Genomic DNA, 24578 nt, shown 5'->3' with positions numbered 1-24578 from the left:
CCGCAGTGCATCAATTCACTCAAACTTCGCACGAGTCTCTATATGAATTTATTTTCTAATCGGACCGCCAGCTTACTCACCAAGCATGGCAAAGAAGTGGTGATTGCCCCTGAAATGCTTGCGCTCACCGGCTGTCAAGTCCAGCATACCGATGCCTATGACACTGATCAGTTAGGTACATTCACTCGTGAAACGCCTAGATACGGAACGCAGCTTGATGCTGCTCGCAAGAAAGCCGTCATCGGCATGGATCTACTTAGCAGCAAGCTAGGCCTAGCAAATGAAGGTGCCTTTGTTACTGACCCTTATACCGGTGTGATCCCTTGGAATAATGAACTCGTAGTGCTATTGGATCACCAGCATCAATTGGAGATCATTGGCTTTTCTAGTGCGCCCGCTCAAAGTAATAGCGGCTATCTCAATCATTGGGAGGAGCTCATCAAGTTTTCTGAATCCGCCCTCTTTCCATCGCATCACTTGGTCATCAAACCAACGGATGAACACCATCCCCAATCTCGCAAGGGCATTAAAAACCTCATCGAGTTAAAAGAGGCTTTTGAGTGGGCTCAAGCGCACTCGACTAAAGGCATGGTCTTTGTAGAAAATGATTTAAGGGCTTTTGCTAACCCCACACGGATGGAGAATATTCGTAAAGCTACTTTGGATCTCATTCAGAAAATGAATTCTGTTTGTCCACAATGTCAGACTCCAGGCTATTGGATTAAAGACATCCAGCGGGGCCTCCCTTGCAATGCCTGTGGACTACCAACTGAACAAGAGATAGCAAAGATATGGGGATGCCTCAAGTGTGACCATCAACATATTGAAGGCATGAAGGTACTAAAATTTGCAGATCCATCGCGCTGCAGCCACTGCAATCCTTAATACTGGATCCCAATCCCAGCCGACTACTGAGGCTTATTTTTTACTTCGAGCCTTAGGATTTGCGTCTTTTTGAGTGCCTGCAATATTACTCATATTCTGGACACTCTTTTCAAAGCTGCCAAATGAGTCGGCCATAGCAGCGCGAATCAATTCAAAGTTTTGCAATGCACTACTAAAGGAGCCCTTAAATATTGAGTGGTAGGGTTCACTACCTGCCGGAGCATTTTGAGTAGCTTCATTTACAAAATGAATTAAATCTTGCTGCGATTCTTTAATCATTGACTCAGCAATCTTGACCAACTCTTGATTACTACTCGCTAAAGCCTGACATAACTTAGCCTGGTACTGCGTCACTTCTTTAGCAGCGTCTTGCAATACCTGTGCATGCACAAACTCAAAAGCAGCCTTAGGATCTTGGGTTTTCATCAAATCAGCTACTTTCGCCTGCAGGCGAGTAGAGAGTTCCTGAGAGGCCTGTTGATTTAATTGTGCAATTTCTTGGGTACTAGTCAAAGCTACCCGACCCACCGCCTGCGCTGCATCCATTACCTTTTTTGCGTTCTTCTGAATCATGGCTAGCTCCTATGTAATTGAATATCAAATCCATAATGCACATGCTGTTGAACTTACTGCTGAACTTACTGCTGAACTTACTGCTGAAAGTACGACCAATCTAGTAATCTAATCTACTCTGAATTACGAATGATTCAGATAGAGAAATACCACTAGCTACTAAATAATTACTGAATAATAATTGTGGCGCTTTGACGCAATTGGGATAAAAATTCAAACTGTTTCTTTTGGATCATGCCATTGCGAATAGCCGCTTTAGCTTGCTCAAAGCTTGGTGGTTTACTAGTTCTTTTGTCTTCAAGCTTAATTAAAGACCAGCCCTGTGGCATCTTAATGGGAACTGGTGAAACTTGCCCCTTAGCCATCGAGCTTAATAAATTGGCAATTTGTGGCAGAGTCTGGCCTGCTTGAACCCAACCAACCGCGCCACCCTGAACCTTATTTGGTGCCAGTGAAACGCTTTTAGCCACCTTATCAAATGCTTCCCCTTTTTTAATTCTGGCTAAAGCCGCTTGCGCATCAGACTCAGTAGCAACGGCAATATCACTCACTTTGTATTCAACAATCATGCCCTGCGAACCCAAGGAAGCAATCTCTCGGTTGTACTCAGCCTGCATGTCTGCTTCAGTCACTGGATTCTTTGAAATATAAGTAGCCAACTCTAAGTCCGCCAAATAATTCTGGCGAATCATCGCTAGTTGACGATTGGCTTTATCTGAATTCGCCAAGCCATCCTTCTCCGCTTGCTGAGAAAGCAGTGAAATCTCAATCAACTTTCCTAATACAGCCTGTCTTAATTCTGGAGAATCTGTCTGGCCTTGTGCCAAAGCCGCTTGTATACCCTGCTCTACCGTGTCATTGGAAATAATCGTGCCATTGACAGAAGCGGCCGCACTGACTGGTAGTGCTCCCTGAGCAAATGCCGTGCCTAATGTGGCAAATGAAAGGGGGATCGCTAAGGCTAACTGAAGGATGAGTGATTTCATGAAAAAGTCTTTTGGGAGGTGATGAAGTTCATAGTAACAGCTAGAGTTAGCTGTAGCCGTTAAAACTGAACCGTTGAAGGTATAGGCTCAAATGGTGCCGCAGAATCTGTTTCTTGCGATTGTGCCTGCTCTTCACCCTGAGGATTTGAGAAGTAGCGAGAATCCAAGCCAGGGCTTTTATTTTGGCTTGGAATGAAGTTTGCTGGCAGTGTATTGGAATACATTGGACCTGCAGGTGTCTCTACTGGTGCAATCGATTGACTATTCAATTCTTGAATCTGGGCCGGCGTGTACGGGGAGAAAGTTTGTCCTATAGCTTGATTGGAAGCAGTTACAGCGCAAATACTAGCAAGCACTACTATCAAAAGGGGTCTTGTCTGAATGCGTTGAGTTTGCATAGTCTTTGTTATCGACAATATGAATTTGATCATATTTGTAGTGTAGCGGATGTAGTGAATATGGGGCTCATTCAGCACTGATGTCCCTGGGGAGATAAAGCGCTTTTAAGAATGCAATAAAAGCGTTATTCTCAACCCTTACGGCATTACATTTAAAGGACCGGCATGACTAACGAAACTAACGAGACATCAACCCCAGATGATGAAGATTTTGATTACGGGTGCAAATGCGCCATGACCTTATTGAACGAGCCAACCGAAGATTGTTTAAATGATCTGATCGATGAGCTTGACGAAGATGGGATGATTGCTACTGAAGTGGTTTACGGCCTCTTAGCCACTATTCTCATGAGCATGAACTCTGAGGAAGAGGATGAAGAAGAGCATTAATTAATTCTGATTAGCGATATCTCGAGCAAATTGATCCATGGCGCAAGCCATGGTGATATCGAGCTTAGTCAACCCCTGAAGATCATGGGTACTCAACCGGACGCTGACCTTATTCCAGCAATTAGTCCAATCTGGGTGGTGATTGAGCTCTTCAGCAAAGTCTGCGCTGAGCGTCATGAATGCAAAGGCACTTTTAAAGCTCTTAAAAGTAAATTCACGAGAGATCTCCTGACCGCTCGAAGCTAAGTGCCAATCTGGCACAGCCTCTAAAAAATTAAAATCTACTGGCAAGATGCTAGGTTTTGACATGAGAATGCTCCACACTCTGCGATAACTGTTTTAAGTCATCTGGGTAAAGCCAGCGCCACTCACCTTCAGCAAGATCTGCGGGCATGACATATTGGCCTATTTCCGTACGATGCAACCGTGCTACATGATTACCTACGGCAGCCATCATGCGCTTAACTTGATGATAACGCCCTTCAACGATCGTCATCGCTAAGGTGTTGTCACTGAGTTTCTGACATGCGGTAGCGAGACATGGCTTAGGATCATCATCCAATACAACTCCCCGCAACAAATGGTCTATTTGCTTTTGAGTAATAGGTTCTGGGGTCGTGATTTCATATATCTTGCCAATATTTTTCTTTGGCGTCGTCATCTTGTGAATAAATTGACCATCATCTGATATCAAAATTAAACCTGTTGTATCAAAGTCAAGGCGCCCGACACACTGTAAGCCACGCTCTACGAATGGCTTGGGGAGTAAGCTATAAACACTAGGGTGATGAGTAGTCTTATGAGAGCACTCATAGTTTGGGGGCTTATTAAAAGCGATATACGCTTTTTCATGAAACTCCCAATCCTTGCCTTCTACATTGAGAATCAAACCCTCAGTAGCAATACGCTCATCCGGATCTTCTGCTAGAACCCCGTTGACCTTTACCAGATCGGCCAACACCAAATCACTACAATAACGCCTGGTACCAAAGCCTTGGCTAAATAATATTTTTTCGAGTGGAAGTGGTTTGGACATAGATGTTGCTGAGCATACTACAAAGCAATACTTATCTTCTATGGGCGTCAGAAGCCATTATCATGAATGTCATACTTTTGATATTTCCCACTGGAATTAGAGACCCCTATGCTTTCATCACCTGCGCCTAGAAGCCACTTACACACTCGTGAAATTATTTTTCAGGGTTATGCCCGTGAAGATGGCTTATGGGATATCGAGGCCCATTTACGGGATTTCAAATCCAATCCTTTTACGACTGGTGCTAGCACTTGGCAGCCCGGTGAGGCATTTCATGACATGTGGGTCAGAGTAACCTTAAATACACAACTTGTGATTCAGGATATTGAAGTGGTGATGGATAAACATCCCCATCCTGAATGCCCACAAGTCATACCACCCATGGACGCCCTGATTGGTGAACAAATCGGCAAAGGTTGGCGAAAAACGATTAATACCCACTTAGGCGGTATTCAGGGATGCACCCATCTTCGAGAGTTATTGGCCAGCATGGCAACCGCCGCATTTCAATCGATACCTGGAGCACTATTGGACTCCGGTGACGATAAACCACCGCTTTACTTGGGGACCTGCAAATCATGGGATTTTGATGGCCCCGTAGTACTGCGGCACTATCCCAAGTTTTATCAGTGGAAGGGCTAACCCTTTATTTAGAGGGCCCCACGGTGCACATTAAAACCATTGAATGACTGCTGAACGGGCATCAACTCCACCAAATTAATATTCATATGGCTTGGCAAGTTTGCTGACCAAAAAATGGCCTCTGCTACATCATCCGCACTAAGCGCCTGAACGCCGCTATATACCTTGTCCGCTTTATCGTCATCACCCTTGAAGCGAACATTAGAGAACTCTGTACCAGAACACATACCAGGCTCGACACAAGTGACGCGGACTGGCGTCCCAATGAGATCCGCCCTTAAATTTAAACTGAATTGATGCACAAAAGCTTTCGTTCCACCATAAACATTGCCACCAGGATAAGGGTAATTAGCTGCGACGGATCCCAGATTAATGACATGTCCTTGTTTGCGCTCAACCATGCCAGGCAAAAATGCCCGCGTCATGTGGACCAAGCCTTTGATATTGGTATCAATCATCCGATCCCAATCAGACAATATTGCTTGATGCGCAGGCTCCAAACCTAAGGCTAATCCGGCGTTATTGACCAGAATCGTCACGTTAGCAAACTCAGCAGGCAAGCTTGCCGCCAATTGGTCAACCTGCTTACTATCGCAAACATCAACCGATAAAGTCAGTAATTTATCCTGTTGCATCGTAGGAAGTGAAGCCTTAAGAGCCTCTAAGCGCTCTACCCTTCTACCCAAGGCAATGACCCGATGGCCATTAGCCAAAAAGCGTCGTGCAGTGGCCTCACCAAATCCAGCTGTTGCGCCAGTGACTAATACAGTATGTTCTGTATGCTCCATTATTTCGTACGCTCCATATATTCACTATCTTTTCTGATTTATTTTAATTGGCTGATTTTAATCTCTAGTCTAGATTGACTAAATAACCCTGCTCAATCTTAGCGGCATTAGACTTGACTAAAGCTTGAGGTAACCATTCCTGCAATTCTTCTTCAGTCATATTAAGCTGCTGTTTAATATGCTTGAATATTGGCGTTCTAGAGATCCATTGCTGCACTTGTGCCATCTGCATACTCCGCCACTCTAATAACTTATATTTCAACAATACCTTAGCGCCATGACGCGCATTTCTGTCGGGATTACTGGATAGATAATCTAAGCGTGACTTTGCAGTAGTGATTGCTTCCTGGACATTAGTAAATGGTTTCCCATGCCCAGGAATGACTAGCGATATTGATAAGCCCTCAATCAATTCTAATGTTTTAACAACCTCTTCAAAGCCACCCTCACCCCAGAGCTCTGGAAAGATCACCCCAAAGCCATTCTCCCAAAGTGCATCCGCTGAAATCAAGATTTGATGATCTACTTGATAGAGCATCACTGAATGATGGTCATGTCCTGGGGCTGCTAATATCTGCCACGGGTAGGGACCCAAAACGATAGTCTCACCGGGCACTAATAGTCCTTGATAAGAAAACCTTGGGCATGCCTGTCCTAAAGTTTGATAGCTTAACAAATTCTCATCCCAATGCTGGACGGCAGTTGCCTCTGCAACTGGGATCATGATGTCACAGCTAAATTTTTCAACGAGCGTTGCATTACCACCGCAATGATCTGAATGTAAATGCGTATTAACAATGGTATTGAGCGTTGGCAAGTGGTGCCGCTCAAGCGCTTTAGCTACTAAATCCACTGTCAACTGTTGATGGGCGCAGTATCCAGAATCTACCAGTGCTACATTGCGATCATCATATAAAAAAATATTGTTTGCAGACAACCAACCTCGCTCAAAGATATCAATCCCCGGCGGAAGTAAGTAGTCTCCAATACGCCTTTGTGTCATGCTAATTCTTTTGGGGTGTCAGCTCTAGCTTGCTGACATCAAATTGCTGCTGCTTTAAGCGTTGCAATAGATCGTTGTAGGCTTTGGGGTCTATTTGCGACGTTCTCGAGAGAACCCAAAGATATTCTCTTTTGGGATCACTGACTGCTGCTAGCTGATACTGGGCATCCAAATCAATAATCCAATAATCGCCCCACACAAAAGGTAAAAACGAGAGCCATTCTGGCGCAAATCGCACTTGGAGCTTAGGTGAATCTGGCGCCCCAATCTGTCGAGCCGCACCAATTGCTTGAGATGTTTCGCCATTAGCTATTTGGCAGCTATTGATCACCTGTAACTTTCCATCTATCTTTGCAGAGTAAATTGCCTTCGTATTACTCACGCACTTTTTCTGAAACCAATTCGGAAATTTTGCTATTTCATACCAAGTGCCTAAATAGCGCGGGACATCAAGCGTAGTGATTGTGTTCACTGCCGTCGCTTCCCCTACCTGAGCATTGACTTGTGCGCTCACCTGCATTGGAAACAAAGCAAGCATCGTCAGAAAAAAATTGACTCGAAGTAATTTAAGCATGTTTATTAAAGCGCAATCGATTGCGTATGTAAGGAATCCGACAACATAAGAGTAAGAACAAAACAGCCCCATAAATACTGGCTGATTCAAAATCATTCTTACCCGCCTTGTGCCACCAATAGTGCAGCATTACCGTGCAAGCAATCACATAGATCAATCGATGCAATGTAGACCAGCGCCGCTTTAAAAAACGTTGTGACCAGTGATTAGAAGTGACTGCTAGCGGGGTGAGCATCACTAAACTAATAAATCCCATCGTAATAAAGGGCCTCTCCACTACATCACTCCACATCTGCGCAAGATCAAAGTCTTGATCTAACCACAGCCAAATACCAAAGTGCAGAAAGGCATAGAAAAAACTAAAGAGCCCTAACATTCTGCGATAGCGAACCCAGGCTACTGAGTTGCTGATGAGGCGCAAGGGCGTCATCGCTAAGGTCAGGCATAAAAATACCAAAGCCCAAGTGCCGGTAGAGCGCGTAATGAACTCAATAGGATTAGCGCCCAAGTCACCTACCCATCCAAGCCATATCAAGCGGCCTACAGGAATCAATGCCGCAAGAAAAATAAGAGGCTTCATCAAATGCATAATCACGCTACTGACTTAATAGAATTTCTTCAAGTCCATACCGGCGTACATACTTGCTACTTGATCCGCATAACCATTAAACATTTCTGTTTTGATTTTTGGTGCAAACATGCCTTTAGGATCTCCGATCCGCCGCTCGCTAGCCTGACTCCAACGTGGATGGTTCACGGAGGGGTTTACATTGGAATAGAAACCATATTCACGGGCATCAAACTGGCTCCAACTAGTCTTAGGCATCTCTTCTGTAAGCCGAATTTTGACAATCGACTTGGCACTTTTAAAGCCATACTTCCAGGGCACCACAATCCGCACAGGGGCGCCATTTTGTTTAGGTAAGACTTCGCCATAAAGACCGAAGGTCAAGAGCGTCAGGGGATTCATTGCCTCATCTAAACGCAGGCCTTCACGATAAGGCCACTCAATGATTTGACTCCGTAAGCCTGGCATTTGCTTACGGTCCGCAAGAGAAATAAATTCAACATATTTTGCTGAGCCCAAAGGCTCAACGTGATTGAGCAATTTGGATAAAGAATAACCATCCCAAGGAATGACCATAGACCAACCTTCTACACAGCGCATCCGATAAATACGCTCTTCCATAGGGGCTAATTTCAGTAGGGCATCGATATCCAAGGTGACTGGTTTTTTGACTAAACCCTCAATCGTGACAGTCCATGGCCTGGTTTGCAAACTTCCCGCATTGGCAGCAGGATCAGCCTTATCTGTTCCAAACTCATAAAAGTTATTGTAGGTAGTAATATTTTTATAACTCGTTAAGTCATCCTTTGCCGCAAAGTTAGGATTTAGTGTGGCAGCTAACTTTTGGCCACCATTGGCTAATGCCTCTCGAGAAAACCAAGGAGCAAGTGCTAAACCAAAAGCTCCCGCTGCGGCTGACTTGATGAGTGTGCGTCGATTATCAAAAACTGCCTTAGGGGTAATATCACTAGCTAGTAATTTATGGTCATAGATACTCATGAAATCCTCTGATATTGATAAAAGGGTAAAGGCAACAAAACTGAATACGGACTTAATGGGATCTATTCTCTCACTGTTAACAATGCAATGTTGAGTGTTTATGTAGCCGTAAAAAAGGCAAACACGAAGGTTTGCCTTTTTTATGATGCCAATGCGGTTTTTTGAGAGTTAACTTGCTCTAGCTGCTTTCAGGATCTGATTTAAAGTTGTGCTGGGACGCATTACTGCCTTGCACTTTTCAGGATCAGCCGCGAAGTAACCACCAATATCAACTGGCTTACCCTGCACTGCCTTGAGCTCTTCTATGATCTTTGTCTCACCCTCAGCCAAGGCTTTGGCAATGGGAGCGAAATGGGCTTGTAATTGCTGATCTTCAGTTTGGGCGGCCAAAGCTTGCGCCCAATACATCGCTAAATAGAATTGGCTACCGCGATTATCCAGCTCACCCGTACGTGGCGAAGGGGACTTATTGTTATCCAATAAGGTACCGGTTGCTTCGTCTAAAGTACGCGCCAAGATCTTCACTTTAGGATTGCTCGTTTTATCGCCAATGTCCTCTAAGGAAACTGCTAGAGCTAAAAACTCACCTAAAGAATCCCAACGCAAATGATTTTCTTCAACCAGCTGCTGAACATGCTTAGGGGCAGATCCGCCCGCGCCCGTTTCAAATAAGCCGCCGCCCGCCATTAAAGGTACGATCGATAGCATCTTAGCGCTGGTTCCTAGCTCCATGATTGGGAATAAGTCGGTCAGATAATCACGCAAGATATTTCCGGTTACTGAAATCGTATCTTTACCGCGAATCAAGCGCTCTAAGGTGTATCGCATGGCTCGGGTTTGCGACATGATCTGCACATCTAAGCCCGTTAGGTCGTAATCTTTTAAATAAGTACTTACTTTCTTGATTAACTCGGCTTCGTGCGGACGGTATTCATCCAACCAAAATACCGCTGGGGTATTAGAAAGGCGTGCACGATTGACTGCTAACTTGACCCAATCCCGAATCGGCGCATCTTTAACTTGGCACATCCGCCAGATATCGCCCTCTTCTACATTTTCTTCCAGCAACACTGTACCGTCATCAGCCACAATACGAGCCACTCCAGCTTCGGCAATTTCAAAGGTTTTGTCATGTGAACCATACTCTTCAGCCTGCTGAGCCATTAAGCCAACGTTCGGTACAGTACCCATGGTGGTTGGATCAAAGTTACCGTGGGTTTTACAAAAGTTAATGACCTCTTGATAAATACGTGCAAAGGTACTTTCTGGAATAACAGCCTTGGTATCGTGTAAGCGGCCATCAGCACCCCACATCTTGCCACCCACGCGAATCATTGCTGGCATAGAGGCATCGACGATCACATCACTTGGAGAATGCAAGTTGCTAATACCTTTGGCAGAATCAACCATAGCCAATGCGGGACGGTGCTCATGACAGGCATGCAGATCTTTTAGAATCTCTTCCCGCTTGGACTCTGGTAACGTTTTGATTTTGTCGTACACACTACTCATGCCGTTATTGGGATTGACACCCAATTCTTCGAACAACTTAGCATGCTTGGCAAAAGCTTCTTTGTAGAAAATCTTCACGGCATGACCAAAGACAATCGGATGAGAAACTTTCATCATGGTTGCTTTGACATGCAGAGATAGCATCATGCCGGTCTTATAGGCGTCATCAATTTCTTTTTCGTAAAATTCGCATAAAGCTTTTTTACTCATAAACATACTGTCGATAATTTCACCGGCGAGCAAAGCGACTTTTGGTTTGAGCACAATAGTCTTGCCACTCTTAGTCACCAAATCCATCCTTACATCACATGCCTTAGTTAGGGTCATGGACTTCTCGCCGGCATAAAAATCACCGCCATGCATATGAGAAACGTGGGTACGCGAAGCTTGGCTCCACTCACCCATGGAATGGGGATTCTTGCGAGCGTAGCGCTTAACAGCGTTCGGTGCGCGGCGATCGGAATTACCTTCACGCAACACCGGATTTACTGCGCTACCTAAACAAGAAGAGTAAAGCACGCGGATTGCTTTTTCAGCATCGTTCTTAGGATCATCCGGAAATTCTGGCAATGCATACCCCTTGCCTTGCAGCTCTTTAATGGCTGCCAATAACTGAGGAACTGAGGCGCTAATGTTTGGCAGTTTAATAATGTTGGTATCGGGCAATAAAGTCATGCGACCCAATTCGGCTAAATTATTGGGCACTTTTTGCGCATCAGTTAAATAATCAGAAAAAGCTGACAAGATCCGGGCCGCAACAGAAATATCACTTGTCACCACTTTCACTCCGGCTGGTTCCGTGAAGGTGCGGATAATCGGCAAAAATGCACAGGTCGCTAAGGAAGGCGCTTCGTCTGTTAGCGTGTAAATGATCTTTGATTTCTCTGAAGCCATGGATATTTCCTCAATATGGATAAATTTTGGGTATTGCCCCTTGCTAGAGACTCTCGCTTTTTGTGCGAGAAGCTTTAGATGTACAAGGCTTACTCTTCTATTTTAAATCATCACCCTTTGGAGATTCGAGCTTAATAGCCACCAAATTGACCTATGAATGGCAATGTATAGGGTTACCCCAAGGTAAAACCCTGGAAGATAAGCCGTAAACTGACGCCTATGACAGAAAAAATCCCATTTTTTAATAGAAACCTCATACTACTGATTCTCTGTCAGGGCCTGTTTTTAACCAATAATGTCACTTTCATCGCTATTAACGGGCTAGTAGGGCTAAGCCTAAGCCCCGTAGCTTGGATGGCGACACTACCCGTGATGGGTTATGTTGTCGGTGGCGCCTTTTCTACGTCGATCGTCGCTAAGACCCAAAATTACTTTGGTCGAAAAATTTCTTTTCAATTGGGCCTATTGGTTGCTGTCTTTTCAGCACTTTTATGTGCCTACGCCGCCTACTCAAAAAATTTCTGGTTACTGGTACTAGGCACCTTTATTGCAGGCTATTACAGCGCCAATGGCCAACTGTATCGATTTGCGGCTGCCGAACTGACGGTGGCTAGCCAAAGAGACAAGGCGGTATCCTGGGTCTTAGCTGGAGGTATTCTTGGGGCAGTCATTGGGCCTAATCTGGCATCTTGGACAAGGAATATATTCGATACGGCCTTTTTGGGCGCCTACCTCACCCTCTCGGTTGCGGGCTGTATTGGCATTATCGTCATGCAGTACATTCACTTCCCCGATGAGTTCAAAACTAAACATGCGCTCTTGGCAGGTCGAGATCTGAAAGTGATTTTGCGACAACCGGTATTTATGGTGGCAATCATCGGCGCCTCTCTCGGTTACGGTGTGATGAACCTACTAATGGCAGCGACCCCGCTTGCAATGCAAATTTGTGGGCTCCCATTTTCAGATACCGCTATGGTATTGGAGTGGCATGTCATTGGCATGTTTGCTCCTGGATTTTTTACCGGTTCATTGATTCAGCGATTTGGTACCCTGAAAATAATGGGTACTGGTGTTTTGCTTAATTTAGCCTGTATCGCTATTGCACTCACTGGCGTGGCGTTTCATCAATACCTGATTGCCCTCTTTCTATTAGGCGTAGGCTGGAACTTTTTATTTACCGGAGCCACTTCCTTAGCAATGACTGCTTATCGCCCGGAAGAGCGTGACAAAGCTCAGGCAGCCATCAATTTCTTTGTGTTTGGCACCATGGCCTTCACCTCATTTGGTTCGGGCGCTATCATCACCTCGCAGGGCTGGAATATCCTGAACTTTGGCTCACTAATCCCCGTGTTTATTACTGCTGCAGCACTGCTCTGGTTAAGCGCTCAAAATAGAAAAAGTAATCGCACGCAATCAGCTTAGGCGATGCAAGAAGCAGGGGGGGGAAATAAGCCTAAGATGTTTTAGCGAGAGGTAAATTAAATAGCAGGTTCTGTGGCTTGAGTTTTAATTGCTTTTGATCGCTCATCGCAATACCCATGTACACCGGCTTACCTGCCTGCGCTACTGAGACAGCGGCCTCTTCAATAAAGTCCAAACGGAACAAGCAAATGACTTTTTGCAGCTCATCTGTATCCACTGGCTCTTTGTTGTAAAGCTTATTTAGAATTTCTGTTGCGCTAGCATCAAGCCCTACATGCCATGACCACTTTGGATCGCTAATTTGTTGCATTGGCGTAATGCGTGTTTTTACTCCCAAGAAGTGCTCTATCCATTTTTCTAACACGCGGCAAAAATGGTTGATTGGAGGCTGCCCGAAATTGAGCTGCACAGCGAAATCATGATCTTCGTTTTTATCCCAATATAAATCAGCGTTGTCTTCATAAAGCACATCTAAGTCGACCGAGCGCATCGTCATCGATTTACCTTTTAGCAAATCCATAATGTCGCCAGTTTCACCAGCCTTGGCATTGCGATCCACTACTTCTTCATCCGCGCCCATGACAATACTGCCCTCCAGTACGCTGATTTTCTGCGTACGGAAAAAAAGTTCGCCCATGCGGGCATCTAGCGGATGACAATCTTCACCCAAAATATGTCTAATAAAAATTTGCGCTAATTGTGCAATAAATAAAGGGGGTACATCGACCCCGCCACCCTCAAACAAACTCATGTAGAAATTTTCCAATGAGCTGGCCGCCAAAAGCTTAGTGCGATACCTTAACCACACTTGATAATTCACCTGAATATCCGCGTCAGCCATAGCCAGAATTTCTGATTCAGAAATCACTTCACGGGGATTATTTGTAAGGCGTTGGTGTAGGGCACGCTCTGCATCACAGGATTCTGGCACTAGGTGCAATTCTGGGCGAAGTAAGTACGTGCGCAAAAACGCATCTGTCACTAGGAGTTGATTATCTGCATCGACCGTAAGGGTCTTGTAAGCTGAGCGGGGCCAGAAATTGGTCATAGGAATAGGTTTAAACAAAAGATAGAACCCAGAATATACTAGCCAATCAATTTAAGCCAAAGAAGGAGAAAAACATGAGCGAACTTCAACTAATAGACACTGTTATTGGAGATGGTAAGGAAGCGGTAGCCGGCAATGGAGTTGACGTGCATTACACCGGCTGGCTCTTTGATGAAAAAGCAGCAGATCATAAGGGCCAGAAATTTGATAGCTCTTTAGATCGCGGTCAATTGTTCAGCTTTCCCCTTGGAGCAGGCCACGTTATCAAAGGCTGGGATCAAGGTGTGCAGGGCATGAAAATAGGCGGTAAACGCACCCTGATCATTCCTTCCGAAATGGGTTATGGCGCACGGGGAGCTGGTGGTGTTATTCCCCCAAATGCCACTTTAATATTTGAAGTAGAGCTACACGGGGTGAACTAGGCTTTTTCTTTCGTTATCCCAGCAGAAACAAGGCCGCTCATTGAGCGGCCTTTTTAATAGACAAAGCTTAAACGCTCAATAACTTAAGACCGCAAGCTTTTGCTATTTAATGTCAACTTATTGGGGCTACCTGGCATCGGAGTAGATTGGCAGAGCACGATCAATCGATTTCTTTCGGCAATGACCTTATCTGCATAGCCCCCATCATTCTCAGCATTAGCAGCGCCTACGTAGTATTTAAGGCCGCCACGTAATGAACCGGTCGTAGCAATCAAGTACTTCAAGATATAAGCACCCACACGAATGTTGACTTCAGGCTTAATCGCATCGCCGATGCCGCCGTAAAGGGCATATTTATCTTTGTGAATTAAGGTCATTACCTGCATCAAGCCTTCTGCACCCGCCCCACTCTTGATCAATGGATTGAAATTGGATTCCACCGAAATGATGGCCAATAAAAGCACAGGGTCAATCTTGACTTCTTTAGCAATCAATACAGTATTTGAGACATACCCTTCAATCTTTGTGCGATCAAGTTTGTATTTTTTCTCAAAAAACTCCGCAACCGCTCGTTGATTTTGAACAGAAACCATCAATTTAGAGTCTAAAGCTTGTGGATCAATCTTAGAAGTGGGGATACGATCCGACAGATGTGAAATGGGCTTTACTTGAGCATTCGCTACTGAGGGCATAAGTAAGGCGATAGCCTGCTGTTTTGGGGCTGAGCCAGAGCCTGACCCTGACGGTAAGTTGGCTGAAGATTTACCGTAGATCACCGCAGCAATTTCTTTGTCAGATGGGGCAGCCTGTGCTGGCTCTTGGTAAGGATCCAGCATGCCAAAGCCTTGATTCCAAACTATTTGCCTAGCCTCCTCAGGCACCAAGACTCGCGCCAAATCAAAAGCACCAGCCTGAGTTCCATTGCCAGATAACCAGAGTCCCACGACGGCAAAAACGGTAAGAAGCAACAGGCCATTCATCACGCGATAGATTGGTGATAAGGCATACGCCAATAGAGCCTTAGCCTTAGCCTTAGCCTTAGCCTTAGCTTCAGCGTTCGTAAATTGCGCTAAGGTAAGGTCATAGGACTTGGCTAAAAAACTTGTAATCATTCAGGGTCTTGCTAACATCAAAAACCAAACTATTGATTTATGCTGCATCGCAATAATTAATAAACATGATGCATCCTAAGAAAGTTCTTATATCTAGTCAAGAATAAAGAACGTCATTTTCATAACTTATTGGTCTTAAGTTTCATATGAGTTCCTATATACAGCGACTAGTTGATATTAATCTCATTAAAATCAGAGGTTTACGAATGTTAGTGGGCGCTTATTCCACATAACAAAAAACTGAAATAAAGCAGACTTTTTTACTATTTTTATCATTAAAAAAGGAAATAAAACCATATATCTAGTATCCAAATGATTGGATTTCACTACAGGTAGTACTAGCCAGGCATTAGGCTTGAGATGAAGCTTGTGATGATGTGGCCACTTAGTTGCATCATAAAAGCCGAGCTCCCGAATTAAATCTAGCGCCGGGAAACGCTCACTCCGACCAAAAAGAAGGGGCACTATCTATGCTCACCTACACTACTCATCCATGAGCACCCTAATTAAACTCTTTGCATTACTTGCCTTTAGTTCGCCACTAAGTGCCTTTGCCCTGTTTGATCAGTGCCGGGATCTTTTCCCAGAACAACAAACCCCCACCACAGCACTCATCGGTCGGGACCTCTGTTTTGATGATTTCGCTATTTATTACTCGCCGACGGATAAAAAACCGATCTACACAGTTGAAAAGCTTAATGGGAGGCAGCTTAGTCAAACTCGCCCCCGTCGCACCAATCAGTTTTATGAGGAAGCGAGAGTCCCCGCTCATGAGCGCGCCCTACTATCTGACTACCGAGGCAGTGGTTATGACCGTGGTCACAATGTCCCTGCTGGTGATATGACTGGGGAACGAGGTATGGCCCAATCCTTTTCTCTGGCCAATATGATGCCGCAGGCCAGGCAGAATAATCAAGGCATCTGGGCGAAACGCGTTGAAGAGCCAACTCGAATGTACGTCAAAAGAATCGATGGTGATATCTATGTCTTTACGGGTTCAACTGGAAATATGGGCAGCATTGGCAAAAGTAAAGTCACCGTTCCTGCTTATCTGTACAAGTTAGTCTATGACCCAACTAAGCAGTTGGCTTGGGCCTATTGGATCGAAAATACCAATGAAGCCCAAGTGAGCCCGCTAATCTCTTACTCAGAACTCATGCAAAGAACCGGGATCGACTTTCATTTACCGCTATCAAATCCTCGTTAAGCAATCAATCCCTAAATCAATCTCGGTCACGCAGGCGAGATTGAATGCCATTAGCTCGCTGAATCGGCGCCAGCAAACCGCGTAAGCCGTTGTGGTCTAGGGTGTGCATTAATTCTAGTAATTCTCCTAACTCGCTCTTAGGAAAGCCTTCACGAGCAAACCACGCCAAGTAATTGCCTGGCAGATCGGCAAGCGCTCGCCCAGCGTGCTTACCAAATGGCATCTTCATCAACACTAACTTCTCAAGAGCATCTGCATTCATAGCTGTGCATCTTATTACATAGCGGGTGTCCAGCCGCGCGCAATAGTTGAAGTTTGCCAACACTAGGCCTAATAAGGTCTTTCATTTTAAATGAGAATGATTCCTATTTGATGTATATTGAGAATCATTCTCATTTAAAGGGAATCTTTTTAGCAGCCTACTGCACCCACACACATCCATTTCACTACGACGACACCATGAAATTAACCATCAAAAGACTAATTGCCTTCACCTTAGTATTAGTAGCCGCATTCCATTTCTCTTTTGCCAATGCTGGAGAGGGGGCATTTGGTTGGATTTACACCTTAGACCTTCAACCCAAGGGTAAGCTGGAATTTGAGCAAAGATTACAACTGAATCAACAACAGGCAGCAGGCACCTATGACGCTTGGACTGCACGTACTGAATTGGAGTATGGCCTTACCAATAATCTACAGATTGCTGGGTACATCAATTCTTACTACACCAATGCCAGCCAAAATTACACCAACCCCGAAGCTTGCGGTGATAGTCCAAGCTGTACTGGAGGTTATGGTGTTCCTTCTAGCCATGACCCTGCTACCCCCTACAGAAAAAGTGGAATTGAAGGTGGCTCGCTAGAGGCTATCTATCGCATTACTAACCCCGTTACCTCCCCGGTAGGCATTGGCCTCTATTTAGAGCCCACCATCGGAAGAAATAAAAATGAAATTGAGGCTCGACTGCTCCTGCAATCGAATTTTATTGATGATCGACTGATTCTGGCAGGTAATGTGGTGTTAGCAAATGAGCGGCTTAAGTTTGTCGAAAATGGTAATGTGCCTGAGTCTATGCTGGACTTCTTATTAGGCGCTAGCTATCGCTTTGCACCTAAGTGGTCTGCTGGTGTCGAAGCTCGCTTTCATAATGACTATTCAGAATTAAACCTGCGCAACCAAGTACAACGCGCTACTTTTGTTGGTCCCAATATGCACTACGCCGCTAAAGACTGGTGGGTTACTGGTGCATGGCGTTATCAACTTAAAGGGAATACTTGCATGGGCGGCGGTGAAGCCGAATGCTCCAATGCACGTGTATGGGATAGCCACTCTGTCAATGAATTCATTGTCAAAGTCGGCTTCCCTCTAAATTAAGCCTACTTATTATGATGAATTGGAAACCAAACCCCATGGCCCTGGCGGGGCTTGCACTAATTAGTGCCCCACTCATTGCGCATGCCAAGATTTATGTCTCGATTGAGCAGGCCCAGGCGCTACTGATGCCCAATAAGTCTCTGCAAAAAAATCCCATTATCGTGACCGATGATCTCCAAGAAAAAATGCGTAGTGACTCTAGTGTTCGCCACCCCTTTCAGGGGGAGCGTATTTGGAAGGCAGCCGATGGCTCTTGGTTTATCGTGGACGAGGTGGTGGGTAAACATGAAATGATTACCTACGCTGTTGCATTAAATCCCTCCGGAGGAGTCATTGGTATTGAGATTCTAGAATATGTGGAATCGTATGGCTACGAAGTGGACCAAGTCCAATGGCGCAAACAATTTATTGGTAAAACCGTACTAGACCCCATCAAGCTCAATCAAGATATTCAAAATATTGGAGGAGCCACCCTCTCCTGCAAGCATCTGACGGATGGAGTGAAGCGAATTACAGTCTTACATAATCTGGCTCTCAAAAATCCTACGCTAGCTACAAAAATAAAATGATTCGCTGCAAACCTCTCTTGGGTACTTATGTAGAAATCTCTACCTCTGATGGCATACATAGCGCGCAGGCAATAGAGGGCGCCTTTATAGCGATTGAAAAAGTACAGGCACTGATGAGTTTTCATGATGCTCAGAGTGAGCTATCTAAAATAAATGCTCTTGCGCATCTGCAATCCGTCTCTATCGATCCCTGGACAGCAAGGGCTCTTCGCATTGCTCAAAAGCTACATCAGCAATCCAACGGTTTGTTTAATTGTGGCATTGGTCAGCACCTGGTTAAATCAGACTTACTCCCCAAACATTGCAGTAATAACCGGTCTGAATTTGGCGGTATCGAGCACCTCCTTTTTCTAGAGGACCATCTCATTCGGTCCTCTAAACCACTATGCCTTGATCTTGGGGGCATCGCCAAGGGCTTTGCTGTCGATATGGCAGTCAATGTATTACAAGATGCTGGTATCCACAGTGCCTCAGTCAACGCCGGCGGAGATTTGCGCCTTTTTGGAGATACAGCAAAAACCATCTATCTTCGAAACCCTGGGAATCCTCAAGCCCTGCTAGATGTAGGAACTCTACAAAACGGAGCAATGGCCACCAGTGGGCTTTACTTTGCTAAGGGAGCAAGATCTGCATATAAGCAAAGCTGCAGTCATATTGTTGATCCAATACGCCAAGCATCTATTCATTTTTCTGAATCCTATTCTGTAATAGCGCATGAATGCGTTTTTGCTGATGCGCTAACAAAGGTTGTCAGTATTTCAGGGGATACCCATCATCCCTGCTTAACTTATTTCTCAGCCCAATCTATTAAGGTGTCCGCCCAATGACTATATCCAATCGCTTAGGCAAAATGCCCTCATGGCAAAGACCATTTGTCCTTCTAGGTATGTGGAGTGCCTCTATCACTGGGATCATGTATCTACTGGGCCATGAATTTCAAATACAAGGCTTACTGTTGGGTTCACACTCGATATTAGTATGGCATGGTATTGCCGCAATGATCGCATCCATTGCTCTGGGATCAATATTGCCCAATCATCTGAAGGCTGGCTGGAAGTCAAAGCGAAAATTATTAAGCGGCATCAGTCAGCTGGCTTTTTTGTTGACGCTATTAATTACTGGTGCTTTACTTTATTACGGGCCCGAAGAAATGCGTGACCTTGTCATCATGACTCACTGGTTAGTAGGCATTGCATTTGCACTTGTCTTTTTATTGCATTCCACCAGAGCTAGAAAGCGAGTGTTCAGCTACTAAAAGCGTTTCTCCCGCTTAGCGTTTACAGTACTGCTTGTACAGCAACGCAATGATGGCAACTACACCTTGACTCGCTATCGAGTAGTAAATTTGTTTTCCATCTCTACGCGTCTTCACTATTTTGTGTTTGCGCAAGACCGTTAATTGTTGTGAAAGTGATGGTTGATGTAAGTCAAGGGCAGCCTCAAGTTCGCCGACACATTTTTCACTCTGACTCATCTCGCATAAGAGCATCAGTCGATCTCGGTTTGATAAAACTTTCATCAACTGGCAGGCCTCATCTGCCGAGGACTGCATCTTTTTTAACTCTGCTGTTGATAGCTTGAAATTCATCTTGATCAACACAATTACAACGCATTTAGAGGAATTTTGAGATACGAGACCCCATTACTCTCTGGCTCAGGAAAATGCCCAGCCCGCATATTGACCTGAATAGACGGCAGAATCAACGTTGGCATTGTTAATGTGGCATCTCGGGTGGCGCGCATCTTGATAAAGCCTGCCTCACTCACTCCATCATGAACATGAATATTGTTCGCCCTTTCATCGCCAACCGTTGTCATACAAATTGCTGAACGATGCTCCGGTGGATAGTCGTGACACATATAGAGCTTGGTGTCATTGGGGTAGGAAAAGATCTTTTGAATAGATTGAAACAAATGACTCGCATTTCCTCCAGGAAAGTCGCATCGAGCAGTACCTACATCAGGCATAAATAAGGTATCACCAACAAAAATAGCATCGCCGATGACATAGGCCATACAAGCGGGGGTGTGACCCGGCACAAATAAAGCACTTAAGGACAGCGCCCCAAAACTAAGAGACTCTCCATTTTTGATTAAGGAATCAAATTGACCACCATCTGGCTTAAAACGCTCATCTAGATTAAATACTCCCTTGAAAACCCCTTGCACCTGTGTAATCTGATCGCCAATAGCGATCTTCCCGCCCAATTGGCTTTGCAGATAGGGCGCTGCCGTCAGATGATCCGCGTGGGCATGCGTCTCTAAGATCCAGGTCGTTTGCAATTGATGCTTCTGAATAAAAGCAATCACGGCATCTGCTGAATGGGTGCCGGTTTTACCTGACTTCGGGTCATAGTTCAGCACTGAATCAATAATGACGCACGGACTACCCGTCTGCTGGTAAACAACATAGGTGTAAGTCCAGGTCTCTGGATCAAAAAAGTCCTGAATGATGGCCTGTGGGTTTGGGTTCAAGGTATTCCTTTAAGTAATGATGTAACTTATTGTGTTTATCAATATATATATTTATATACTATATTAATCTACAATAATTATCAATGGACTACACAACCCTCATCATTCCAGCCCTGGGCATCATTGTCGGTATATTGATGGGGCTCACTGGAGCAGGAGGTGGCATATTGTCAGTGCCCCTGTTGGTATTCTTTGCCCACCTTACTATCGCTCAAGCAGCCCCTATTGGGCTTTGTGCTGTAGCACTAGCCTCTAGCGTCGGCGCCATACTGGGCCTTAAAAATAAAACATTGCGCTATAGAGCTGCTGGCTTTATGGCACTCTTCGGCTTGGCGCTCTCTCCATTAGGCTTATGGATTGCCCCACAAATTCCGAATACGCCATTGCAGATACTTTTTGCACTTATTTTGTTGTTAGTCGCCGTTCGCCTATTGCTACAAGCCTATAGAGAAATACGTAAAATTCCGGAGAAGCTGCGGGTGGCCCCACCCTGCCTAATGAACGCTACGATTGGCAAACTCACTTGGACACTGCCTTGCGCGAGAGCCCTATTTTTAGCAGGCAGCCTAGCGGGCTTCTTATCCGGATTGCTGGGGGTTGGTGGTGGCTTTATTATTGTTCCTGCACTCAAGCGCTATACAGACTTACCCATCAAATCAATCGTGGCAACTTCCCTTGGGGTATTAGCGATCATTACCGGAGGTGGCGCGATCGTGGCTGGATTGACAGGGGCCCTGAATATTGAACTTGCAGCGCCTTTTGCTATAGCTGCCCTAGGCGGTCTTTTATTCGGGCAACTACTAAGCCACCGCATGCGTGGCTCCCATATTCAGTTGATCTTTGCCCTTCTCACACTCATTATTGCTGTGGGTCTTCTCATCAAGGCCTCGCTGGCTTTAAATCTTTGATCTACTAGAAGCTATTAAAAAAAGCCCTCATAGAGGGCTTTTCGAAACAGTGCTACTCAAAATACACAAAAAGACTCAAGATACTCAAGTCAAACCACAGTAAATTAGTGACCGCCAGAGCCGCCTAAGTAGGCCGCTTTTACGGCAGGATCATCCTTGAGTTTATCGGCAGGTCCATGAGTAGCGATCTTGCCGTTCTCAAGTACATAGCCATAGTCAGCTACATTCAGTGCAGCGGCTGCGAACTGCTCAACCAGCAACATCGTAACCCCTTGAGATTTCAGATTAGAAATGATCTTGAAAACTTCCTCAACCAAGATTGGTGCTAGACCCATTGATGGTTCATCCAAGAGAATAATCTCTGGATTTAACATCACAGCGCGCGCCATCGCTAACATCTGCTGCTCGCCACCCGATAGAGTTCCAGCCAGCTGATTACGACGCTCTTTCAGGCGGGGGAACATTTCTAGAGCACGCTCTAAATCATTCTTGATATCGCCCTTTGGACGGCTTCCTGTAAAACGAGGGAAGGCCCCAAGCAAAAGATTGTCATTAACTGACATCGTCGTAAAAACGCGACGACCTTCTGGGCTGTGCGCCAATCCCAGGCGGGCAATTTTATGAGAGTCGTAACCATCAATTTTCTCGCCGCTCAGTGTGACTTCACCGCCAGTAGGTTTAATCATCCCTGTGATGGCACGCATCGTCGTTGTTTTACCAGCGCCGTTCGAACCAATCAAAGTAATAACTTGCCCTTTGGGGACATCAATGTTGATGCCGTGCAATACTTTAACTTTGCCGTAGCCTGCTTCAAGATTCTTTATAGATAACATGGTTTTTACCGTTTATATAGGGTTCGAGTGATTAAGTACCCAAGTAGGCTTTAATCACCTTCTCGTCTGCTTGAACTTCAGCGGGTTTACCTTCTGCAATTTTCTGACCGAAGTCCAATACAGAAACGGTATCGCACACTGACATGACCACATCCATGTGATGCTCAATCAAGATGAAGGTAATACCACTGTCACGGATCTTGCGAATAATACGCAGGAGTTCTTTGATGTCCGGAGCAGTCAAACCAGCGGCGGGCTCATCTAATAAAAGTAGCTGTGGATCTAAAGCCAAAGCACGAGCAATTTCTAATAAGCGCTGTTTACCATAAGGCAAGTTGCGCGCCTCTTCACTTGCTAGATCTTCTAGACCAACAAACTTTAAGAGCGCCATAGCACGGGCATGGGCTTCCTGATCTTCTTTTCTGTAGCGCGCAAGATTGAGAGCTACATCCACTATGTTGGACTTAAACGTATGATGCAAGCCAACCAAAATATTTTGGATTGCTGTCATTTCTCCAAAGAGCTGTACGTTCTGGAAAGTACGAGCAATGCCGGATATAGCGATATCAGAAGAAGTTTTACCAACAACGCTCTCACCCGCATACAAAACACTACCAGCGGTAGGAATGTAAATACCCGTTAACACGTTCATCATCGTGCTCTTACCGGAGCCGTTAGGCCCAATCAAGCCATGAATAGTGCCACGCTTCACGCTCAGATTAACGTTGTTGATTGCCTTGAGACCGCCGAACTGCATCAAGAGTGAATCCACTTTAAGCAGCTCTTCTCCGCTACCTTTATTGGCTACATCACTAATAAAGCTGATGGACTCATCAATCTGCCCAGCATCTTCACCGCGCGTAAGCTTAGTCTTACCAACCATCGACTGGTAGAAGCTCTTAGCGAAACCAACAATACCGTTTTGTAAGTAATACACCACTAACAAGATCATGAAACCAAAGATACTCAAGCGCCAATCAGAAATACTATTGAGCCAAAATGAGAATGCAGCCAAACCTACGACACCAGCAACCGGCACTGATACTCGCTTAATAGTAGTTACCTTCTTAGACAAGGCCATTGCCGCGCCCACGACCACCACGATGGCAATAATGGATGCAACGATTCGGAACAAGTTGATGTCATCGAGCAGTTTTGGCAAGAGCACAATAATCGCCGCGCCAATCACTGCACCTAAGCGAGACTTGCGTCCGCCCATGATGATGCCCAACAGGAATAGAACCGCAAGTTCGTTGTTGTAAGTATTTGGTGAAATATATTGCTCTGAATAGGCATACAAACAACCCGCTAGTCCAGCAAAGCCCGCGCTAATGACAAATGCAATCACCTTAAAGCGATATACCGACACGCCCATACAGTCACACGCAATCGGACTATCACGCAAGGCCTCAAAAGCACGACCAATTTGTGACTTCACAAAACGGTCCACCACAATCATGGCAATAATCAAAATCGCAGAGACTAACCAGAAGAATTCTGCCTTAGTCATTGGCACACCCATTAACTCTGGCTTTGGAATCTTGATGCCCAATGGGCCTTCAGTTAACCAAGTCATTTCATTAATCAAGATCTGCGCAATTGTTCCAAAGGCCAGGGTCACCATCGCTAGATAAGGACCTACAACCTTTAATGCTGGAAGAGCAAGAATGCCACCGAAGATTGAAGTCACTACGATGGATGCAGGAATCGTTGCCCAAATAGGCAGGCCAAAATGGAAATACAAAACACCTGCCGTGTAGGATCCAATTCCGAATAAGGCAGCATGCCCTAAAGAAACCTGCCCAACATAACCAACAACAATATCTAAACCATATAACAAGATGGTGTAAATCAGAATGGTTTCAACTAGATGAATGTAATACGGATTGCTAATAAAGAAGGGCAAGCAAACTAGCCCGGCAATGGCAATAAATAAGGGGATTAAAGACTTCAATTTCAT

29 protein-coding genes are annotated in these 24578 nt (G+C 45.1%); 11 read left to right on the top strand and 18 right to left on the bottom strand.

Annotation, left to right across the window (positions count from 1 at the left end):
- Positions 1-42: 42 nt before the first annotated feature.
- Positions 43-885, top strand: coding sequence for a DUF6671 family protein (locus QUD86_RS01790; RefSeq protein WP_286297618.1), 843 nt, complete (start codon positions 43-45; stop codon positions 883-885).
- A 33-nt stretch (positions 886-918) separates the two neighbouring features.
- Here QUD86_RS01790 and QUD86_RS01785 read toward each other — a convergent pair whose 3' ends face one another.
- The 3 genes from QUD86_RS01785 to QUD86_RS01775 form a co-directional block, all read right to left on the bottom strand.
- Entirely contained in the window at positions 919-1458 is a 540-nt protein-coding gene (locus QUD86_RS01785; RefSeq protein ID WP_286297617.1) for a phasin family protein, read from the bottom strand.
- Between the two features lie 167 nt (positions 1459-1625).
- Positions 1626-2444 (bottom strand): peptidylprolyl isomerase, encoded by an 819-nt coding sequence (locus QUD86_RS01780; protein ID WP_286297615.1) that lies wholly within the window; start codon positions 2442-2444, stop codon positions 1626-1628.
- 59 nt (positions 2445-2503) lie between these two features.
- Complete coding sequence (locus QUD86_RS01775; protein WP_286297613.1) at positions 2504-2842, bottom strand: hypothetical protein; 339 nt, start codon at positions 2840-2842, stop codon at positions 2504-2506.
- Positions 2843-3007: 165 nt separating this feature from the next.
- Between QUD86_RS01775 and QUD86_RS01770 the strand changes: the two genes are divergently transcribed.
- Positions 3008-3232, top strand: a complete 225-nt coding sequence (locus tag QUD86_RS01770) for a hypothetical protein (protein ID WP_286297611.1) — start codon at positions 3008-3010, stop codon at positions 3230-3232.
- On the opposite strand, the gene QUD86_RS01765 is transcribed toward QUD86_RS01770, so the two are convergent.
- Positions 3233-3541: a 4a-hydroxytetrahydrobiopterin dehydratase gene (locus QUD86_RS01765; RefSeq protein ID WP_286297610.1), complete on the bottom strand. Its 309-nt coding sequence runs from the start codon at positions 3539-3541 to the stop codon at positions 3233-3235.
- Positions 3528-4268 (bottom strand): pseudouridine synthase, encoded by a 741-nt coding sequence (locus tag QUD86_RS01760; protein ID WP_286297608.1) that lies wholly within the window; start codon positions 4266-4268, stop codon positions 3528-3530. Before QUD86_RS01760 ends, QUD86_RS01765 begins: the two co-directional genes overlap by 14 nt.
- A 108-nt stretch (positions 4269-4376) precedes the next feature.
- Between QUD86_RS01760 and QUD86_RS01755 the strand changes: the two genes are divergently transcribed.
- Positions 4377-4910, top strand: coding sequence for a DUF2889 domain-containing protein (locus QUD86_RS01755; RefSeq protein WP_286297607.1), 534 nt, complete (start codon positions 4377-4379; stop codon positions 4908-4910).
- Between the two features lie 8 nt (positions 4911-4918).
- On the opposite strand, the gene QUD86_RS01750 is transcribed toward QUD86_RS01755, so the two are convergent.
- From QUD86_RS01750 to QUD86_RS01725, 6 genes are all read right to left on the bottom strand, one after another.
- Positions 4919-5698: an SDR family oxidoreductase gene (locus tag QUD86_RS01750; protein ID WP_286297605.1), complete on the bottom strand. Its 780-nt coding sequence runs from the start codon at positions 5696-5698 to the stop codon at positions 4919-4921.
- 64 nt (positions 5699-5762) lie between these two features.
- A complete protein-coding gene (locus tag QUD86_RS01745) occupies positions 5763-6701 on the bottom strand; it encodes an MBL fold metallo-hydrolase (RefSeq protein ID WP_286297603.1) in 939 nt (312 codons plus the stop codon).
- A gap of 1 nt (position 6702) precedes the next feature.
- Positions 6703-7275 (bottom strand): lipocalin family protein, encoded by a 573-nt coding sequence (locus QUD86_RS01740; protein WP_502928873.1) that lies wholly within the window; start codon positions 7273-7275, stop codon positions 6703-6705.
- Positions 7268-7855: a protein-methionine-sulfoxide reductase heme-binding subunit MsrQ gene (gene msrQ, locus QUD86_RS01735; RefSeq protein WP_286297601.1), complete on the bottom strand. Its 588-nt coding sequence runs from the start codon at positions 7853-7855 to the stop codon at positions 7268-7270. Before msrQ ends, QUD86_RS01740 begins: the two co-directional genes overlap by 8 nt.
- A gap of 24 nt (positions 7856-7879) precedes the next feature.
- Entirely contained in the window at positions 7880-8842 is a 963-nt protein-coding gene (msrP, locus tag QUD86_RS01730) for a protein-methionine-sulfoxide reductase catalytic subunit MsrP (RefSeq protein WP_286297599.1), read from the bottom strand.
- A gap of 168 nt (positions 8843-9010) precedes the next feature.
- The gene (locus QUD86_RS01725; protein WP_286297597.1) at positions 9011-11248 is read right to left on the bottom strand and encodes an NADP-dependent isocitrate dehydrogenase; all 2238 of its coding nucleotides are present in this window, start codon (positions 11246-11248) and stop codon (positions 9011-9013) included.
- Positions 11249-11467: 219 nt separating this feature from the next.
- Here QUD86_RS01725 and QUD86_RS01720 point away from each other — a divergent pair, with 219 nt between their 5' ends.
- Complete coding sequence (locus QUD86_RS01720) at positions 11468-12670, top strand: MFS transporter (protein ID WP_286297595.1); 1203 nt, start codon at positions 11468-11470, stop codon at positions 12668-12670.
- A gap of 31 nt (positions 12671-12701) precedes the next feature.
- On the opposite strand, the gene QUD86_RS01715 is transcribed toward QUD86_RS01720, so the two are convergent.
- Positions 12702-13718 (bottom strand): DUF6352 family protein, encoded by a 1017-nt coding sequence (locus QUD86_RS01715; protein WP_286297593.1) that lies wholly within the window; start codon positions 13716-13718, stop codon positions 12702-12704.
- Between the two features lie 74 nt (positions 13719-13792).
- On the opposite strand from QUD86_RS01715, the gene QUD86_RS01710 reads away from it, so the two are divergent.
- Positions 13793-14140: an FKBP-type peptidyl-prolyl cis-trans isomerase gene (locus QUD86_RS01710; RefSeq protein WP_286297591.1), complete on the top strand. Its 348-nt coding sequence runs from the start codon at positions 13793-13795 to the stop codon at positions 14138-14140.
- Positions 14141-14223: 83 nt separating this feature from the next.
- Here QUD86_RS01710 and QUD86_RS01705 read toward each other — a convergent pair whose 3' ends face one another.
- Complete coding sequence (locus QUD86_RS01705) at positions 14224-15252, bottom strand: transglycosylase SLT domain-containing protein (protein WP_286297588.1); 1029 nt, start codon at positions 15250-15252, stop codon at positions 14224-14226.
- Between the two features lie 493 nt (positions 15253-15745).
- On the opposite strand from QUD86_RS01705, the gene QUD86_RS01700 reads away from it, so the two are divergent.
- Positions 15746-16459, top strand: coding sequence for a DNA/RNA non-specific endonuclease (locus QUD86_RS01700; protein ID WP_286297587.1), 714 nt, complete (start codon positions 15746-15748; stop codon positions 16457-16459).
- A gap of 16 nt (positions 16460-16475) precedes the next feature.
- Here the strand turns inward: QUD86_RS01700 and QUD86_RS01695 are convergent, their stop codons facing one another.
- Complete coding sequence (locus QUD86_RS01695) at positions 16476-16721, bottom strand: DUF3820 family protein (RefSeq protein WP_286297585.1); 246 nt, start codon at positions 16719-16721, stop codon at positions 16476-16478.
- A 197-nt stretch (positions 16722-16918) separates the two neighbouring features.
- On the opposite strand from QUD86_RS01695, the gene QUD86_RS01690 reads away from it, so the two are divergent.
- Genes QUD86_RS01690 through QUD86_RS01675 form a run of 4 tightly spaced genes read left to right on the top strand, consistent with a single transcriptional unit; the run spans position 16919 to position 19657 of the window.
- On the top strand, positions 16919-17833 hold the full coding sequence (locus tag QUD86_RS01690; RefSeq protein WP_286297582.1) for a DUF6662 family protein: 915 nt from the start codon (positions 16919-16921) through the stop codon (positions 17831-17833).
- Positions 17834-17844: 11 nt separating this feature from the next.
- Positions 17845-18402: an FMN-binding protein gene (locus QUD86_RS01685; RefSeq protein ID WP_286297580.1), complete on the top strand. Its 558-nt coding sequence runs from the start codon at positions 17845-17847 to the stop codon at positions 18400-18402.
- Complete coding sequence (locus QUD86_RS01680; RefSeq protein ID WP_286297578.1) at positions 18399-19229, top strand: FAD:protein FMN transferase; 831 nt, start codon at positions 18399-18401, stop codon at positions 19227-19229. The genes QUD86_RS01685 and QUD86_RS01680 overlap by 4 nt, the downstream gene beginning before the upstream one ends.
- On the top strand, positions 19226-19657 hold the full coding sequence (locus QUD86_RS01675; protein ID WP_286297576.1) for a hypothetical protein: 432 nt from the start codon (positions 19226-19228) through the stop codon (positions 19655-19657). Before QUD86_RS01680 ends, QUD86_RS01675 begins: the two co-directional genes overlap by 4 nt.
- 15 nt (positions 19658-19672) lie before the next feature.
- Here QUD86_RS01675 and QUD86_RS01670 read toward each other — a convergent pair whose 3' ends face one another.
- The gene (locus tag QUD86_RS01670; RefSeq protein ID WP_286297575.1) at positions 19673-19990 is read right to left on the bottom strand and encodes an ArsR/SmtB family transcription factor; all 318 of its coding nucleotides are present in this window, start codon (positions 19988-19990) and stop codon (positions 19673-19675) included.
- A 14-nt stretch (positions 19991-20004) separates the two neighbouring features.
- Positions 20005-20877, bottom strand: a complete 873-nt coding sequence (locus QUD86_RS01665; protein WP_286297574.1) for an MBL fold metallo-hydrolase — start codon at positions 20875-20877, stop codon at positions 20005-20007.
- An 83-nt stretch (positions 20878-20960) separates the two neighbouring features.
- Here QUD86_RS01665 and QUD86_RS01660 point away from each other — a divergent pair, with 83 nt between their 5' ends.
- Positions 20961-21785 carry a sulfite exporter TauE/SafE family protein gene (locus QUD86_RS01660; protein ID WP_286297571.1) on the top strand — a complete coding sequence of 275 codons (825 nt, stop codon included), beginning with the start codon at positions 20961-20963 and terminating at the stop codon, positions 21783-21785.
- Positions 21786-21889: 104 nt separating this feature from the next.
- On the opposite strand, the gene QUD86_RS01655 is transcribed toward QUD86_RS01660, so the two are convergent.
- A complete protein-coding gene (locus tag QUD86_RS01655; RefSeq protein WP_100379232.1) occupies positions 21890-22618 on the bottom strand; it encodes an ABC transporter ATP-binding protein in 729 nt (242 codons plus the stop codon).
- 31 nt (positions 22619-22649) lie between these two features.
- Entirely contained in the window at positions 22650-24578 is a 1929-nt protein-coding gene (locus QUD86_RS01650; RefSeq protein WP_286297568.1) for a branched-chain amino acid ABC transporter ATP-binding protein/permease, read from the bottom strand.

Source organism: Polynucleobacter sp. TUM22923, from assembly GCF_030295705.1.
GTDB lineage: Bacteria > Pseudomonadota > Gammaproteobacteria > Burkholderiales > Burkholderiaceae > Polynucleobacter.
This window is presented reverse-complemented; position numbering and strand designations above follow the sequence as displayed.